General features: G+C 71.3%; 16 protein-coding genes and 1 pseudogene. 5 read left to right on the top strand and 12 right to left on the bottom strand.

What is annotated here, in order from left to right:
* Positions 1-4: 4 nt before the first annotated feature.
* From OG900_09645 to OG900_09625, 5 genes are all read left to right on the top strand, one after another.
* Positions 5-799 carry a DUF317 domain-containing protein gene (locus tag OG900_09645; GenBank protein WUH90337.1) on the top strand — a complete coding sequence of 265 codons (795 nt, stop codon included), beginning with the start codon at positions 5-7 and terminating at the stop codon, positions 797-799.
* Positions 800-866: 67 nt separating this feature from the next.
* Complete coding sequence (locus OG900_09640; protein ID WUH90336.1) at positions 867-1,325, top strand: hypothetical protein; 459 nt, start codon at positions 867-869, stop codon at positions 1,323-1,325.
* Between the two features lie 121 nt (positions 1,326-1,446).
* On the top strand, positions 1,447-2,439 hold the full coding sequence (locus tag OG900_09635) for a carboxypeptidase-like regulatory domain-containing protein (protein ID WUH90335.1): 993 nt from the start codon (positions 1,447-1,449) through the stop codon (positions 2,437-2,439).
* Between the two features lie 517 nt (positions 2,440-2,956).
* The gene (locus tag OG900_09630) at positions 2,957-3,232 is read left to right on the top strand and encodes a hypothetical protein (protein WUH90334.1); all 276 of its coding nucleotides are present in this window, start codon (positions 2,957-2,959) and stop codon (positions 3,230-3,232) included.
* 203 nt (positions 3,233-3,435) lie between these two features.
* On the top strand, positions 3,436-3,981 hold the full coding sequence (locus OG900_09625) for a DUF317 domain-containing protein (GenBank protein ID WUH95684.1): 546 nt from the start codon (positions 3,436-3,438) through the stop codon (positions 3,979-3,981).
* A 461-nt stretch (positions 3,982-4,442) separates the two neighbouring features.
* Here the strand turns inward: OG900_09625 and OG900_09620 are convergent, their stop codons facing one another.
* From OG900_09620 to OG900_09565, 12 genes and pseudogenes are all read right to left on the bottom strand, one after another.
* Positions 4,443-4,934 carry a hypothetical protein gene (locus OG900_09620; GenBank protein ID WUH90333.1) on the bottom strand — a complete coding sequence of 164 codons (492 nt, stop codon included), beginning with the start codon at positions 4,932-4,934 and terminating at the stop codon, positions 4,443-4,445.
* Between the two features lie 78 nt (positions 4,935-5,012).
* Positions 5,013-6,731, bottom strand: a complete 1,719-nt coding sequence (locus OG900_09615; protein WUH90332.1) for a mobilization protein — start codon at positions 6,729-6,731, stop codon at positions 5,013-5,015.
* A 22-nt stretch (positions 6,732-6,753) separates the two neighbouring features.
* The gene (gene mobC, locus OG900_09610; GenBank protein WUH90331.1) at positions 6,754-7,077 is read right to left on the bottom strand and encodes a plasmid mobilization relaxosome protein MobC; all 324 of its coding nucleotides are present in this window, start codon (positions 7,075-7,077) and stop codon (positions 6,754-6,756) included.
* Positions 7,078-7,391: 314 nt separating this feature from the next.
* Positions 7,392-7,622 (bottom strand): hypothetical protein, encoded by a 231-nt coding sequence (locus OG900_09605; protein WUH90330.1) that lies wholly within the window; start codon positions 7,620-7,622, stop codon positions 7,392-7,394.
* Positions 7,623-7,704: 82 nt separating this feature from the next.
* Positions 7,705-7,896 carry a hypothetical protein gene (locus OG900_09600; protein ID WUH90329.1) on the bottom strand — a complete coding sequence of 64 codons (192 nt, stop codon included), beginning with the start codon at positions 7,894-7,896 and terminating at the stop codon, positions 7,705-7,707.
* Between the two features lie 1,221 nt (positions 7,897-9,117).
* Positions 9,118-9,558 (bottom strand): annotated as a pseudogene (locus tag OG900_09595) (DUF2637 domain-containing protein).
* Between the two features lie 11 nt (positions 9,559-9,569).
* Positions 9,570-10,217 (bottom strand): WhiB family transcriptional regulator, encoded by a 648-nt coding sequence (locus OG900_09590; GenBank protein ID WUH90328.1) that lies wholly within the window; start codon positions 10,215-10,217, stop codon positions 9,570-9,572.
* Positions 10,218-10,347: 130 nt separating this feature from the next.
* On the bottom strand, positions 10,348-11,088 hold the full coding sequence (locus OG900_09585; GenBank protein WUH90327.1) for an ATP-binding protein: 741 nt from the start codon (positions 11,086-11,088) through the stop codon (positions 10,348-10,350).
* Positions 11,085-12,182: a hypothetical protein gene (locus OG900_09580; GenBank protein WUH90326.1), complete on the bottom strand. Its 1,098-nt coding sequence runs from the start codon at positions 12,180-12,182 to the stop codon at positions 11,085-11,087. The genes OG900_09585 and OG900_09580 overlap by 4 nt, the downstream gene beginning before the upstream one ends.
* A gap of 1,147 nt (positions 12,183-13,329) precedes the next feature.
* On the bottom strand, positions 13,330-14,106 hold the full coding sequence (locus OG900_09575) for a hypothetical protein (GenBank protein WUH90325.1): 777 nt from the start codon (positions 14,104-14,106) through the stop codon (positions 13,330-13,332).
* Between the two features lie 181 nt (positions 14,107-14,287).
* The gene (locus OG900_09570; GenBank protein WUH90324.1) at positions 14,288-15,367 is read right to left on the bottom strand and encodes a helix-turn-helix transcriptional regulator; all 1,080 of its coding nucleotides are present in this window, start codon (positions 15,365-15,367) and stop codon (positions 14,288-14,290) included.
* A gap of 114 nt (positions 15,368-15,481) precedes the next feature.
* Entirely contained in the window at positions 15,482-16,135 is a 654-nt protein-coding gene (locus OG900_09565) for a hypothetical protein (GenBank protein WUH90323.1), read from the bottom strand.
* Between the last annotated feature and the right edge of the window lie 69 nt (positions 16,136-16,204).

Raw genomic sequence — 16,204 nt, 5'->3', positions numbered from 1 at the left:
ACCTGTGACCGATACCCCGTCCGGCCCCGTGAGCGGAGCCGACCCCGATCGGGTGGTCGAGGTGCTGCCGCGCTACCTCGCCGGCCGCGGAACCTGTGACCTGGCGACGGTGTGGCCGTTCCCCGCCGACCAGGGGTGGACGGTGCACGCCCCGCACTTGGGCCAGAGGATCGCCACCAGCTCGTGCCAGCGGGTGCGGTGCGGCAACAACGAGGGCCGGCCATGGGTCGTGGAGGCCCGCCGCGACCCGTTCGCCGCCCCCGCCTGGGGAGTGACCTTCGCCTGGGACACCCCCACCGAACTGCTCGCCGCCTTCCACGCCCAGCTCCTGCGCTCCTACGGCTCCGCAGACCGGCCGCTTGAGTCCTTCCTGGTGGACCACGCCCATCCCGTGCAGGCGTACCTGCCGCTCCTCATCACCGGCTGGAAGCATGAGATCAGCACCAGCGGCTGGCAGACGTTCACCAGCCCCGACGGCCTCGCCACTGTGCGACACCGCTACGCACCGGAAACCGATGAGAAAGCCGACGCCTGGACGGTGTTCGTCGGCGAGCGCGGGCTGTCCCTGTGGTCCGCGACGTTCACGGCAGCAACCCCCGTCCACCTCCTCGCAGCCTTCACCACGTCCGTCGTCGCTAAGGCACCGCTGATCCGCAACCTAAGCCAGGTGCCCACCGACACCCGGCCCATGCGGCGGCTGCCCGTCCACCTGTCCGACCGGCCCCCCGCTGCCCAACCGCAGGTACCGGGACTGCCCGCCGCGCCGGGCACGGGTACCGCCCCGGGGCCGCGCCGATGAACCCGTCGATCTCTGGAGGTCTCCCGTAACGCTGCATGCCCCGGACTTCTTCACCCAGGCCCCCGAATTGCCGCTGGACGCCGCTGTCGTCATCGGCGATACCTTCTACGCCGCCCCCGCGGCGGCGGCTCCGCTGCGGCTGCGGATCCGGTTCTCACCGACCATCCGGCAGAACGTGTACAGCGGCCTGCACCTGGCCGTGATCCACCCCGACCACGGCGCCATCGACAGCCACCACCTGGCCTTCTCCGACCACGGCACCTTCACCGCCCGCGACGAACGCCTGCGCGCCGAGGGACACATCAACCTCAAGCCGGGGACCGTCCGCGACGGCACAACAGACGGACCGCCGTGGGCCGAGGGTGACTTCACCGGCCTGCAGGAAGCACTCGCCCAGTACGTGCGGATGTGGTTCAACACCAGCATCCCGCCCCTGACCCCGAGCCCGGCTCGGCGAAGCCGAGTCCGCGGCGTCACCGCACTGCCCACACCAGCGCCCGACCGGACGCCCCGCCGGCCCCGGTGAAGCAGCCGACGACTGCTGCCACCTACGCACCCTTCCGAGCGGTCGCACTGATCACCAGTCCGGCAGCCGTTCGCGCCAAGCCCCTTCGTCCACTCATCCGACTCCGGGAGATCCCTTCTTCGTGCACCGCCCCCGCCACCTCGTGCTGCGCTCCGGCACCCTCGCCCTGACCGCCACCGTCCTCGCGCTCCTCGCGCAGACCCCGGCTTCCGCCGCGCCCCCAACCCCCAGCCCGTCCGCTCCGCACAGCGCCTCGCCACGCGTCGTGGTGCCCGGTGGCATCAGCCTGAACGTCACCACTACCGACGGGACACCTGTGTCCGGCGCGGCGTTCACCCTGACCGACCTGGCCGGGACGACCTCGGCCACCGGCACCACCAACGCCGACGGCACCCTCGCCTTCCCCGATCTGCCCGCGGGCATTTACCACATGCGGCAGACCGCGACCGGCTCCGCTTCTGTCCAGCCCGGTCCCGACCAGGACGTCGTCGTGCCCGACGGCGTCACCGTGCCGGTCACGGTGACCGATTCGTACACCCCGGCCGGCCTGACCGTCCACCTGACCGACCGTGCCCGCAGGCCGGTCCCGGGCGCCGTCATCGCCATCACCAGCAGCACCGGCAAGGTGTCCACCGTCACCACCGGCCCTTCGGGAAGCGCCCAGGCCAGCCTGCCGGTCACCGCCCGCACCGGCACCACCTACACCGTCACCGAGCGCTCCGGCCCGCACGGCACCCCGGCCCGCAGCCAGCCCGTCACCGCCCGCGCCGAACCCGCCGGACTGATCGCCATCACACTCACCGACACCACCACACCACCGGCCACCACGCCGACGATCCGACCCGCAACACCGGCATCCTCCGACCCGGTTGCTGCACCGGCCTCGGGCGGCCGGCCCAACGCGAACCCCTCGGCATCCGCTGCGGGAGCGGCGCCGTCCGCTTCCAGCACGGCGGCAGCCGACGCGACGCATGCCCAACTCGCCCACACCGGAGCCGACGCCACCACCTGGCTCGCCGGCTTGGCCGGTCTGCTCATGGTCATCGGAGCAGGGGCACTGTCCGGCGTCCACTACCGGCGCGCCCACGGCAAGCCCGAAAAGGAAAAGGAATAACCGCGATCTCCGCTCCCGGCTGGAAAACGGCCCGGTAGCGGAAAGTTCCACAGATAGTCAATACGGCACATAAAGGCGGCGCCCATTAGGGCGCCGCTTTTCGCTGTATCCGGACGCGCGCGAGTTCGCCGACGGCAGACAGCGAATACCCTACACGGACTGGAACAACACCTCCGGGCATGTCAAAATTGACGCATTCCCGTCAACCTCTGCCCGAAGGAGAACAGACCTGGGCGCCGCCAGACCATGGTGGGCGGTGCGGGTCGTGCCATGGATATCAGTTTCCCCGAGAAAAGCCTTTCCGAGCTCCTGGTGGAAGCCGGAGCGCCAGGTGAGTACATCTACAGCCGCGAAGCGGGCGCTATGCGCGTCGTCCTGCCCAGTGGTGAAACGATGACGCCGGGCGAAGCCGCACGGCGGTATCTGCCGCCCTGTGGCTCTTGTGGCCGGGTCTGGCCGAAGTGCCCCCACTGAACAGGACCGCACGCCCCCAATGCCCCCTGCTGAAAGGATCCGCATGAATACTGTCGGCGAACTCATCGAGCGGCTGTCCGCGTTCGACCCGGCCAGCAGCGTGCGGCTGGCCATCAACCCCGACTTCCCCTTCTCCCACGGCATCGGCGACATCACCGCCTCGGACGAGAGCGGCCGGCAGACGGTCTTCCTCGGGGAGACCGGCCACCAAGAGCACCTGCCCGTGGCTGTCGCCCAGGCGCTGGGCTGGCAGGCACTCACCCAGCCGCCCGCCCGCACCCGGCGCACCCCGCTGCGCGTGGTCGCCGAAGACCACTGAGCACGAACCCCGACACCCCGGAGCCGCCCCTGCCCGCATCCCGGCCGCCGAACGGCCCTGCCCGCTACCTGGTCTCCCCGCGCTACCTCGCCGGCGACGACGGCGCCCTCGCCGACCACGTCACCGACACCCTCGCCCGCGCCGGCTGGTCGACCTGGACCACCGCCCAGCAGACCCTCCTCCTCGCCGCACCCGGCCAGCTCATCAGCGCTGAGTGGGTCCTGCCCGATCAGCCCATGCTGCTGGGCGATCTGCCCGTGGCCTGGCGGGTAACGGCCCGAAGCGCCCCCGACCGGCGGCGTGTGTCCTGGAACGCCTACCTCACCACCGGCCTGCCCGGCGAAGCCGTCACCGGCCTCACGCTGGCCGCCGACGCCAGCCCAGATCCCACCGGTCGGTGGCACAGCCCCGACCTGGTGATCGACGAGCTGCTGGCCGCCGGCTGGTCACCGGACCTGGCCTATCCCGACAGCACCATGTGGGACCCCCACCTGGTGGCCTGCCTGACCCTGCGCACCCTGCCCGACGGCATCTGGGACGAAGACCCCACCCCGCACCTGCCCGGCTGGCAAGCCTGGGCCGAACCCCAAGCCGGCGCCCCCTACCTGTGGTGCGCCGCCTTCAGCCACTCCACCCCCCACGACCTCGTCGCCGCCTTCGCCGCCGCCCTCACCGACCCCCGCCCCGTGACCCGACACTGCCCACCCGACCCGGCCAGCCGCCCGCTGACCACCGTGACCACCCTGTAGAGACCGACCCGCAGCGAAACGGGGCGTGCCGCGAACCGGTATCCGGTCGGCGGCACGCCCCGTTGTCCGTTCACCCGCCAGGCTCAGGCTCCGGGCTGCTTCCGGTCGGAGCCTTCGGTCGGCAGCTCGCCGGGGTCGTGGTCCTTAAGGAAGGCCACGACCGCCACACACAACGCGCAGCCGCTGACTAGCAGGAGCCCGACGGCCACCGGCACGGCGAATGCGGCGAGCGCGCGGAGTGCCGCCTCTGCCGGTACCAAGACGGCCCGGCGGATCGTCCCCTCTTTACCGGTATGTAGGCGCTGGTGACCGGCCCGCAGGCCGGCACCGTACGCCAGGCCAGCGAGGAGGCCGCCCGTCGCAGCCCGACGCGATACAACGACCATGCGCCGGTCACAGCGATTCATGCGCGGCAGTCCCTAGGGATGAGGCCGGTTCGCCTTGGCAGATCGCTTGCCTGATCATTCGGGAAAGGTGATGCCGGAGAAGGTTCCGTCAAAGCCCTCGTTTGCCACCCCTTCGTCCTTGGTCGCGAACATTGCGTCGATGGGACCGCTGATTCCGTCGAACCAGGCGCTGTTGAGGGCGGGCTCGTAGAATTCGTGGGCGCTGCGGCAGCGGAGCCATATGTTCGGTCCCGCGCACAGCACCAGCCAGTCGCGGTCGACCCCGCATTGCGGGCAGGTGCGGACCGTGCCGTCGATCTCCAGTGAGCCGGCGAATCTCATCATCCGGCCCGCGTACTGGCGCTGGCCACGAGCCCGGAGAGTGGGGGGAAGGAAGTCATCACCGGTCTCGGACGCCGGCTGTGCGGGTTCGGGATCAGGGGACACGTCGCGGGGCGGGGCGTCGAATTCGTACGGGCTGAGGTGCCAGGCGGCGTGGGCGCGCGCGATCTGGTCGAAGTCGCGCCGTATGGCTTCTTCTTCCCGGCGGCGGCGGCGGTTGAGCATGGCCCTCCCCGGTGCTGTTCATGCGGTTTGAAAACCAATTCTCTCGCAGGTCACGGCCGGTTTCTACTCAAGAATTCTTCACACGGACCGACCCGGGTAGCTCCCCGAACGCCGTTGCTGCGTTGGCGAGTTGGGTGCGGCCGTACGGGACGTCGCCTGACGGCGGGGCCCGGTGGGGTCGGCGGGAAGGCCCGCGGTACGGCGCAGCCGCCAGATGAGGACGTCGCTGATGGACTCCGCGCTGCCAAGCTCCCGCCGGGCTGCTGCCTGGGCGAGCAGGCGGGCCGGGTCCTTTCCTGCCTGCTCGGTGTCGGTGAGGGTCGCGGCCAGCGCGTGCCAGCCGGGCTCGGCCAGGATCTGCTCGGCCAACTCCGGAAGCGCTTCCCGTACGGCGGCGGCCTGCCGGTCGCGGACCGGGGCGGGTAGTGAACGTCCGCGCCGTGAGGCGGCTTCGAGGGGTGGGTCGGCTGCGTTGCGGTAGGCGGCGCGGAGGTGGCCGGCGGCCTGGCGGGCGGCGGCGGCCTGCTGGGCGTGGCTCTTGCGGCCGTGCCAGTGGGCGGTCGCCATGACCAGGAAGAACATCATGTCGATCGCCATCGCGGTTCCGGCCCCGTCCTCACCCCGACCCAGCGCGGGCCCGGAGTACACCAGGTCGCGGGCCGCCCGCCGCAGCGCCCGGGAATGCCGGCGCTCGGCACGGACGTGCGAGCGCGAGGCCCGCTCGAACGCCGCTGCCGCTTCGCGCAGTTCACGCCGCGTGTGGGCGGCCGAGGTCGCCGCGAGAGCGTCCAGGACCTCCCCGGCCGCAGCGATCTGCGCTGCAGCCGCCCCGTCACCGCCTTCGTCGATGACCAGGATCGCCGCCCAGGCCGCCTCCGCGGTCCGGCGGCGCGCCGGCGCCGGCCGCCGCCCGGAACGCCCGGACGCCGACGTCGCCAGCGCTTCCTCCGGGTCGTGTTCGCCGGAGGAGTCGAAGCGCAGCCGGATGCGGGGCAGCGACAGGTCCGGGGCGAGGGTGGACCCGGAGTAGAACACCGGCTCCCCGTCGGCGTTGAGGTCGTCGGGCAGGGCGACGCTGTATCCGGCCAGGTCACCCGAGGGCATGGCGTTGGTGTGGATCAGCAGGCCGGCCCGGCTCAGCCGGTCGAAGAACTCGCTCTCGCCGACAGCGCCGGCGACCGCGCGGCGGACGGCTTCACGCAGTTCCTGGCGGGCGGTGCGCTCGCGGCCGGTGCGTTTGGCTTTGTGGTGCTCGGCGCTGGTGGGGTGTTTAGCGGCGGTCTTGTCGCCCCGGTTGAGCTGCCGCAGCCCGTAGGCGACTTCGAGCAGGCGGGCTTCGGCCTGGGCGCGGGCGGCGTCGTTGTCGAGGTCGGGTTTGTAGCCGTCCTCGCGGACCAGGGTGGCGATGATGTGGATGTGGTCCTCCGCGTGCCGGACCGCGGCCCACCTGCAGCCGGCCCCGTCGTCGGGGTCGATGCCGGTGGCGGCCACGATCCGGCGGGCGATATCGCCCCAGTCGCTGTCGGACAAAATCGGGTCCTCGGGAGCGTTGCGGACCGAGATGTGCCAGACGTGCTTGGCAGGGCGCCGCTCGGACTCGATCGCCGCGAGGGGCTGGTCGAGCAGGAGTTGCAGTTCCTTCAGCGTGGCCGCCTGGTTGCGGCCGGGGTCGGGGGCCATGCCGTCGAAGGAGGCGACCAGGTGCGGGTCGGTGTGCTCCTCGGCCTGCCCGGGACCGTAGAGGTAGGACAGCAGACCGTACGTATTCTTGCCGCGCTTGTGGATGTGCGGAATCACAGAAATCGCCCCACAGGGAGAATCAGTTGCGGTCGAGGAACTGGTCGGTGGCGTCCTGGACGCGCTGAACGGCACGGTGGACGGCGTCGAGCACCACGTCGACCTCGGAGGGCCGGTCGCCGGAGTTGATGGCGCGAGCGACCTGGTTGAGGTTGTTGCTGACCTGCCCGAGGTGCCGGCGCGCGGCGAACAACTCGCTGACCAGCTCCCGCTGCCCAGCGACAGCCGCCGCAGCGTTCTGGGCGTCGGCAGCGGCAGCGCTGCCGGCACGGGCGAGGAAGGCCGGCAGGCTCGCGCCGACCGCACGGGCGGCGGCACTGAGGTGCTCGTGCTCTTCGTCGTTCAATCGAACGCTGCACACATAACTGCGCTTGAGCGCAGGCGGCTTGGGGTAGCGCTTGCGGGTTCGCGTGGACGACGCGCGTGCTCGGCGCGCACGCGGCGGCGCAGTCTTCTCCTCCGGCTGCGGTCCGCCCTCGGCCGCCGCCCCACCGGTCGGCGCCCCCCGGCGCAGACCGGCTCCCGCCACCCCCGGGGCGGGAGACTGCCAAGACACCTTCCCCGACGGGGAAGAGTGTCTTGGTAGATATCTTGCTCGCGCTTGGTGCGGCTCGTTGACCTGCGGATTCTCGCTGCTCGGCGAGGGCGATTGGGGGTTCGTCACCGGGTGCGGATCCTTCGGTTCTGGTGCTGGAGGCGGGCGGCCAGGTCGAGCACTGCGGACGGTCCGCTCAGCACCTCGACCGGGCCGTTGGGGTACAGCCGGACCAGCCACTGCCCGCTCGGGGTGGGCAGCGCGGCGTCAAGGAGGCCGTAGCGGACCAGGACATCGGCCCACACGCAGGCTTCGGCCCAGGTCGCTGCCCGGGCGCGCGGACGGGGACGGATCAAGGTTCAACTCCGGGGTGGTGGGGCGGTGGTGGCCCGGCCGGGGCAGGGCCACCACCGCGGAGGGCGGAATGTCAGGGGCGGTTCAGGCGCATTCGGGGCACTTCTCGTAGTGCCGGCTCAGTGCCTTTCCCATGCCCTGCCGTGCGAGGGCGGCCATCGTGGCGGACTGCTTGGCCGACTGCTCACCGACGTGCCTTTCGGTGTGCGCGGTGTGGAAGGCGATCTCGCGTTCGGCCTGGGCCTTGATCCATGCGAAGCGGTGGCAGGTCTTCAATTACGGCCTCCTGCCGGGTCGGGGCAGGTGCGCCAGTGTCGGGTCGGCGTACAGGCGCCGCTGGAGCTCGGTGAAGCGCTCGTTGCTGATCGGGACACCGGCCTCGTTGAGATGAGGCCGGAGAACTCTCCGCGTCATCCGGCCCTCGGACAGGGCCGCTTCCCGCGCGATGGAGAGCAGCTCCTCCAGCCCGTCCGCCTCGCCGGCTTCCTTGGCGGGACCGGTCGCCTTGGGGCCGGTCCGGCCCGCGGTCCGCAGGTGCGGCTGGACCCCGACACCTTCGGGCGCTGGTCCGGTCCGCCTCTCGGGGGCTGGTCCGCGTTCCCCGACGGCAGGGTGGTCCGCGGGCCCGCGGACCGCACGGTGGTCCGGTCCGCCAGTCCCCTCGGCCGGTCCACGATCGTGGTCCGCCGGTCCACCGGGATGCTCCCCGTGTTGGTCGTGGTCCGCCGGGCCGTGCGGTCCGCTGGTCCCCTTGGGGGGCCGGTCCCCGCTCGCGGTCCCGGTGTGGTGCGCTGGTCCGCGGTCCTGGTCCGCCTCCCCGCCCTGGTCCGCCCGCACTTCAGCGCGGTCCCCGCTGTCCGCAGGCGGTTCTGCGGACACCGGCTCCGGTAGTGCGGCTTCGCCGCCCCCGTCGGCAATCGCCTCGTGAATGGCGGTTTGACCTGCTGACTCCTCTGCCGCCTCCGGTGCGGTGTCCGCTGCTTGTTCCGTTGCTGCCTGCTGCCCGGCGCCCGGCGGTCCGGCGTGGTCCCGGGGCGGGTCGGCCGGGGCCAGGTGTCGGTCCGCCGGCTCGAAGCCGAGCGCAGCTCCTGCGGTCGCGGTGCCGTGTACGGACCGTCCCTGATCGTTCGATCCGCGGTGGTCCCCGCCTGCCTGGTCCGTGGGTTCCTGGTCCGCAGTGTTTTGGTCCGCGGGGTGGCTTGGTCCGCTGGTCCGCTCGGGCGGTGCTGCTTCAGCGTGGTCCGCTGGTCCGCAGGGTCCGTCGGCTGGGTCTGGTCCGCGCTGTGGTCCGCACACCTGGTCCGGTCCGCCCCTGTGGTCCGGTCCTTGGTCCGCTGTCCGCTCGCCCTTCAGGTCGTGATCGCGGTCGTGGGTGTGGTCCGCGTGGACTGCGTGGCGGAGCGGGGCGTGTGGTCCGGTCCGGATGGTGCCGTCGGGGTCGGCCCTGACCGGGACCAGCGTGGTGGGCAGGTCCGGTCCGGCCTCGGCGTGCTTGCTGGGCCGGGCGGGGTGGTGGCGGGTGATGAGGATGTAGAGGTGGACTGCTCCGGCCAGGGCGAGCGGAGCGATCGTGGACAGGACCGCGACGACGTGGTCGCCCAGGCGCAACCCGTTCTCGTGGGTCTGCTGGTTGAGGCGGACGGCATGTAGGGCGTTGGCCCAGATGCTGGCGGTGGTGGCGGTAGCGAACAGGGTCCAGGTGTAGAGGCGGGCGCGCAGCGGGGCGGTGGACATCACCAGGAGAGCGCGGATGCCGTAGGCGATGAACCCGTCGATGACCAGGGGGAAGAGGTAGCTGAGCTGGGGGCGGACGTGGATGGCGACGGCCATCTGCTGCAGGGCGTCGTAGGACAGTGCGCAGCCGGCGCCGCCCAGCGCGATGATCGCGGCCCGGTCCCACCAGCCCACCGGCGTCGAATCCGGTCCGGAGGAGGGGATGTTGGGGTTGGTCACGCGGCCTGCCCGAGGTCGGCCTGCTCAGCAAGTTCGGCGTCGGTGGGGCCTTCCAGGGCGTCGAACTCCTCGGCACCGGTGGTCATGTCGTTCACGTCGTCCTCGTAGGCGTCCTGCGGTTCGGGCGCGGGAAGCGTGTCCGGTATCGCGCCGCCGGTGGCCTGGTGCAGTTCGTGGCGGGCTTTCCCGAGCAGGTCGCGGGAGTGCTTGACCGTGAAACCCATCACGCTGGCCAGGCGTTGGGCGCTCCAGCCGCGAAGGACTGCTTCGCGGGCGACGGCGGCGCGTTCCCGGGTGGACAGCGGGATGTCGCGGCCGGCGACGACTGCCCGGACGCGGCGGTATTCCAGCCGGTGGGTGGCCTTGGCGTGCAGGAGCTTGCGCTCGGCTTCGGTTCGGCCGCCCCAGATGCCGTCCTTGGTGCCGCTGTCCAGGGCGGCGTTCAGGCAGGTCTCCAGGACCGGGCAGCGTGCGCAGGTCGCCTTGGCCTGGTCGACGGCGGCGAAGTTGCGGGCGGTGGGGAAGAAGATTCGGTCGGCGACCTTGGGCTTCAGCCCGTTGCAGGCGCCGTGGTGCTGCCAGGTGGTGTCGCCGATGCCCCGAAGCCCGGTGGCGGGGGCGTCGTGGGTGGTGATGTAGCGCAAGGGGGACTCTCCGTAGTGCATGGCGGTCGGCCGGGCGGCAGCGCAGGGGCGCAGGGCAGGCCCGGCCGAGGGGTGGGGTGAAGGGCGCGCGGCACTCGGGCCGCGGGTGAAGGGATCAGGCAGTTGGAGGTCAGGCGGCGGCGAAGCGGCGGTCGGAGCCGCTGAACTCGACCGGTTCGCACATCCCCGACAGCCGGGACAGGACGCGGTCGCCGACCATGTCGCGCAGCACCCGGGCCTGCCGGTGGGCGCGTGGGTCGCGCACCGGCGGCAGGTTGGAGGTGATCAGCGTCGGAAGCCGCTGCTCACAGCGCCAGTTGAGGAGCCGGAAGTTCAGCTCCTCGGTCCACTCGCTGCTCTTGGCGGCGCCGAGGTCGTCCAGCAGCAGCAGCGGCACCCGGACGATCTTGCGGAGCTGGTACTCCACGTCGATGCCGGGGCGCGGACGCATCTGGCCGTAGAGGTCGGCGGCGGTGGTGGCGTGCCAGCGCACCCCACATCCGGCGGCGGTCAGGGCACGGATCGCCCCGTACGCCTGGTGCGTCTTGCCGGTGCCGGTCGGCCCCCACAGCAGCAGGCTGGGCCCGTGGGCGATCTCCCGACGTCCCCGGCCGCCGAGGTCCCCGGCCGTGGCGGCAGCCGCGATCCGCTCTACCCAGGCTGTGACCTGCCGGTGTTCGGCGACTGCCTGCCGGTAGTCGTAGGGGATACGTTTCTGCGCCGCCTGCTCGGCCGGAGACGGCTCGGGGCGCTCGTCGGGGACCGGGCCGCCGGCCAGGGTGAGGCCGCGCTCGGCGAGCTTGGCGCTCATCCATGCCGCGACGCGGTCACCGGCCACCGGTCGGGGGTCTTCCAGGCGGGTGCGGGTCATCGCTGGCCTCCGATGCCGAAGCTGCTGGGCGCGGGCGCGTCGGGGTTCTGATAAGGGACGTAGGCGGGGGCTGCTGTGCGGGCCCAAGGGCCCCCGCCGGAGGCGCCCACGGTCTTCGGCTCGGCGTTCACGACGTCGTTGACCAGGCTCGGCAGCAGGCTCGGATGGAGGCCCTTGGCCCGCAGCCGCTCCAGCGCCGCCCGGATCGGTCCCGGTTCGAAGCCCTCGCCGAGCAGGATCCGGATCTCCTTGCCCAGATGCCCGATCGTCTTCTGCGGCGGGCGGCGGTTGCACGCGGAGATGTACTCCCCGAGGAGATCCTTGGCCGAGACCTCCACCGGGGACGACTCCGGGGCGGGCGCGGCGCGCCCCACAGGTACTGATCCAGGATCCAAGATCCTAGATCCAGACGACGAGCCCTCGCGAGGATGCATCGAGACCTCGACGAATACCGTCTGACCTGCGCATTCACCGCCACTGTCCGGGACGGTGCCTACGGCGCCGACACAGCTCTCCTGCGGCTCCGGCAAGGTGTCCGGCTCAGGGGCGGCATCGGAGGAAACCGGGTGATCGAGGGCTCGACGAATATCCGCCGGAGTGGCATCCGCGGACCCGGCGGGCGCCGGAGCGGCGTCCGCCGAGTCCGTGGGAGCCGGGGACGGGGCGACCGTGGCGGCGGGGGTGGGGGTGCGGTGGGGGCGGGTGCAGGTGGTCTGGCCGCAGCCGCCGCATCCGTGCTTGGCAGGGGAGCCGTGGCCGGGGCAGGCCGGCAGGCGACTGGGCGTGGCCCGGTCGATCTTCTGGTGCTTGGCCCAGGTGACGATGTGCAGGTACGTGCGGCCGTCGCAGCCGGTGTACAGGCAGATCAGCCCCGCGCGCGCGAGCTGCTCCAGGTCGGCCGCGACGTGGACGGGCGTGTGGTCGGGGCGCAGCGCCCACAACCTGCCGTGGATGATCGCGGGGTGGGCGCGGAAGCGCCCGGCGTCGTCGGCCAGCGTCAGCAGGCCGAAGAAGGTCAGGACGGCGCTGATCGGCACCGAGGCGAGGTCCTCGGAGTCGAAGGCTTCGGGCTTGATGGTGCGGATGCGGGCCACTAGAGAGCCTCACCGCCCCGCTCTGCCCCGTGCACGCCCAGCCCCAGGGGCCGTCGGGCGCTCTCGCCCGGGATGCGCCGCAGCCGTCGGCGCGCCGGGACGGCGGCCGGTGGTGGGGGTGCGGGCAGTACCCGCGCCCCTTGGTGGATCGCTGTGGACATGTAACACTCTCCGTGGGTAACGCGCCCCGGGCAGTCCTCTCCAAAGGGCCGGTGCGCACATCGGTGGTGACCTTGCGCCGGCTCAGGCGCCACGGTCACCCTGGTCGGTGCCCGAGGGCTGTCACCCTCGGGCACCGTTTCCGTCTCGGAGCCGAGCACCGCTCCGGCTGCCCTGCTGGTCGTCGGGCATCCCTCCCTTTAGCTGGCCGCCGGGCCCGGTACCCGGCGGGGACCAAGAACATACGGTCCCGCCCGGGGAAGGTCCAGACATAGCTAAGGAATCCTCGACACGATGCATTCATAATGCATCGAGGTGATCTGCTTCCCGCGGGCGCAATCCTCCAGGAGGCGCCTCCCTGGCCTGCGGATTCATGCACGAGGCAGGGGCGGCGGTGCCGGATCGGGACGGCGGGACGGGGAAGAAAAAAGACGCGACTTACACTGAAAATCTGCAACTCCCCGGAGGGAGCGACGCCATCCATGGGGGCGGCCGTCGTGGCGATCGGCGAATCAGCGGCCCGCACGGGGCCTCAGATTTCAGGCTCCGAGTAAGGGATCCCTCGTTATCGGCGCGTGCAATTCCCCACCCCCGCTATCCCCGCCGGACGGCTTGCCGTTCCGGTATCGCTTGCTCTGTACTGATCATCAAACCAGCGCTTAGCGCTGTCAACGCCACCACAGAACGCGCATATCCGGCATTTACCTCGGATCGCTTCCCGTTGAAGTGCGACCCGGTGCGGAATCTGACGGGGTAGCACGGAAACAGGGCGTCTGACCTGCGTCAACGCGGCAGCGACCTGCGGTCGGGGTGATGGCGGGTGTCATGTGTCTACTTCCGGTCATGTCAGATTTAGACACATCCGGCAATGGTGCAGCGGGTGCGGTACCGGCCGCTCCGTGTCGTATCGCCGGTCCTTGGACCCCGAGGGATCAGATGCCGGCCCGTGTAGGCGTTGCCGGGCGGCGCCGGTGGAAGGTGGCGATGATCAGACGCGTTCCTGGGGGGTCGGCGGGGCTGGCCACGCACACGGTGATCCACCCCGGGCCGAGGCCAGGATGCCGCAGGGGGCGGGGAGGGCTGGCCTGCTGGGTGTGTAGGTCTCCGGCTGGTGGGGTGCGTTGAGCGCCTGGGCGGCCACCTCGTCGGCGAGGGCATCGGCCATCAGCGCGGTCAAACCGTCGCTGGCAGGGTTGCGTGCCAGGGCGAGCCGCAGCTGCCTGCACAGGGCCGGAGCCCACTGCGAGTGCCAGTCCCCGAGGACATGGCGCGCGGCGGGGGCCAGCAAGCCCCAGCGCAGCAGGTCGTGCGGCACCGGCTCGGGGCTGAAGTAGGCGGCGAAGGCGTCGTTGTACCCGAGTACGCGCCCTTCCCCGTCCTGGATGAACGCCGCCGAGGTGATGGCACCCAGAGCCGTCTCCCACTCCCTGGGAAGGGACCATCCCGCGGAGGGGTTGAGCGGGCGCGGCGGGGGAGTCGAGTAGGCGTAGCTCCACGCCGCGCGCCACTCGTTCTCCGACAGGTTCAGTATTCGCCCGATCAGCTCCAGGTCTGCGGGACGCATCGTGGCCCGGCGCTCGAGGCGGTGGTAGGTGCCGGGCGCGCGGCCCAGCAGCAGATCCATGTGGGCCTGGGTCAAACCCGGCGGCCGGTGCCCACGCGGATCCCGCTTGGCCAGCAGGTCGTGCAGCTCGGTGAACTGCGCGGGTTCGACTCTGCTGCGGGCATGGGCCAGGAATGCTCGCAGCGCAGACAGGTCCGGCACGGGACCTCCTCGCTCCACAGGCGCAAGACGCGCGACCGTGCGTGTGCATTGCCGCCGTCCAGGAGATGAACAACGCCTCTGACCAGCACCGATGGATGCCGCCAGGACCTCGGATTAAACACGACGGTCCCCAGGTCGGCCAGCACCATCCACCATTCGGAATGAATGGTTCCGGTTGGTGTTATTCCCCCTGGGCGACCAGCCCCAGGAGGGCAGCCAGGGCGCCGGCCTGGAAGCGGCTCGTCGCGCCGATCTGCTCCATCACCTCGGACGAGATCCTGCCCACCGTCCTGGTGGAGATCCCCAGCCGGCGGCCGATCTGCTCGTCGGTGAGGCCCGCCGTCAGGAGCCTGAGTACGGCCAGCTGGCGGTCCGACAGCGTCCCGGCGCCTTCCTCGTCGCCGCCTTCGTCGCTGAAAAGCGGGGCCGAGCGTGACCAGACGTCGTCGTACATGGCGATGTAGGTGCCCATGAGCTTCGAGCCGTTCAGTACCAGCATCGGATGGTCGGGCTGGGACGGCGTGCTCGGCATCACTGCCGTTCGGGAGTCGAAGAGCAGCAGGTCGAACGGCACCTGCCGCGCGAGCCGGACCTCGGCGCCCAGCGAGGCCAGCGCGCTCAGGTACTTGCGCGCCCGGGTGCCGGCGGCAACGGTGTGCCCGTAGACCGCACGGACCCGAAGCCCCCGTGCCACGAGCTCCGCGTCGAGCTCCAGCGACCTGTCCAAGACCGCGGCCGACGGCAGGGGGCCGGGGTGCATCGACCACATCTCCGTCTGTGAGGACAGGTGCAGGGAGCGCAGGCGCTCGGTCCGCTCAGCACGGTCGGCGACGAAGCTCACCTCGACGCTGCTGTCCACGCTGTGGCGCATCGCGGCGGGACGGAACTTCCCGAGGAGGTCCTGTACGCGGCGGTGGGTCTGCGCCAGTTCGGCGCTCTGCTCCCGCAGCCGTTGCCGCTGGAGGTCGAGCAGCTTCTTCAGCGCGCCATCCGGATCTACTGGGGCGAAAGCCTCACCCCTTCCCGTAGGCCGGACCAGGCTCAGGGCCTGAAGGTGCCGCCAGGCGGATTCGGCTGCCCGCACGGGCGTCCCGATCGCGGCGCACACCTCGGAAAGGGTGCCCGAGCCGAGGCGTTTGAGGGCCAGATACATCGGCAGGGCCAGGTCGTGGGCCTCGGCGAGGACGAGATGCTCCTCGGCGGCCGGCAGCGCCGTGCCGAAAGACGACGTGGGTACCGCCCGGAGCGATTCAGCGGGCACAGCGACTCTCCTTCTCAAAGGCGCGATCAACCGGTAGTCCCTCGGACGGGCGGCCGGTCGGGGATGGTGCGGCGCCGCCCACACGGGGGCGTGGGCATTGACTGCGCGGGCCGATCACGGCTGAGCCGCGGCCCCTGCCCAGCAGCTCTCCGCCAGCACGCCCACCAGCCGGACCCACCCCGGGTCGCTGACGATCACGAGGCCACTGCCGGGGCGGTCGGGGTCGATCGGCAGGATCGCTGTCCGGTCGTCCACCACCAGGGCGTTCACCGGAACCAGAGCCGCGAGGCGAACATCCTCTGCCCCAGCCCGCGGCCACGCTGCCTGTCCGACTTCGCTGTATTGGTACACCGCGCGCATACGGACCCCCCGCGCGGCCAACTCGGCATCTACCGCGGCCCTGGAAGCCGATCCGGCACCCCCATCCGTGGGGAGGGACTCGGAGTACAGGGCGAGCCGGCTCCGTGCCGGCGAGCCGTAGGCGTGGGCCAGTACGCCGGCCATCGCACGGCGCCCGGCCACCACCTGCAGGCCCTCGCCCCCGACGACCGTCCGGCCGAGGCCGTCGAGCAGGTGCTCGCACCCCCAGACGGCTGCCGCGACATCCGAGTGCCGCGTGGCAAGACCTGCCCTGCAGAAGGCGAGGAGCTCACCGACGGCGCCCCCAACCTCCACAATCGCCTCGGCGTCCCCTTGCGATTCCGCCCGGCTCGCCTTCAGAAGAAGATCAGAAGTAACCTGCGGCGAGAGGGAGTTGGGATTAGCCACTCGACCCCGGACCTGATGATCGCGTCCTCGCGCAGACCTCCCGGATCTCCGACTGCCGAGGCTGCAGAT

This window comes from Streptomyces sp. NBC_00433, assembly GCA_036015235.1.
In the GTDB taxonomy this organism is placed as follows: domain Bacteria; phylum Actinomycetota; class Actinomycetes; order Streptomycetales; family Streptomycetaceae; genus Actinacidiphila.
This window is presented reverse-complemented; position numbering and strand designations above follow the sequence as displayed.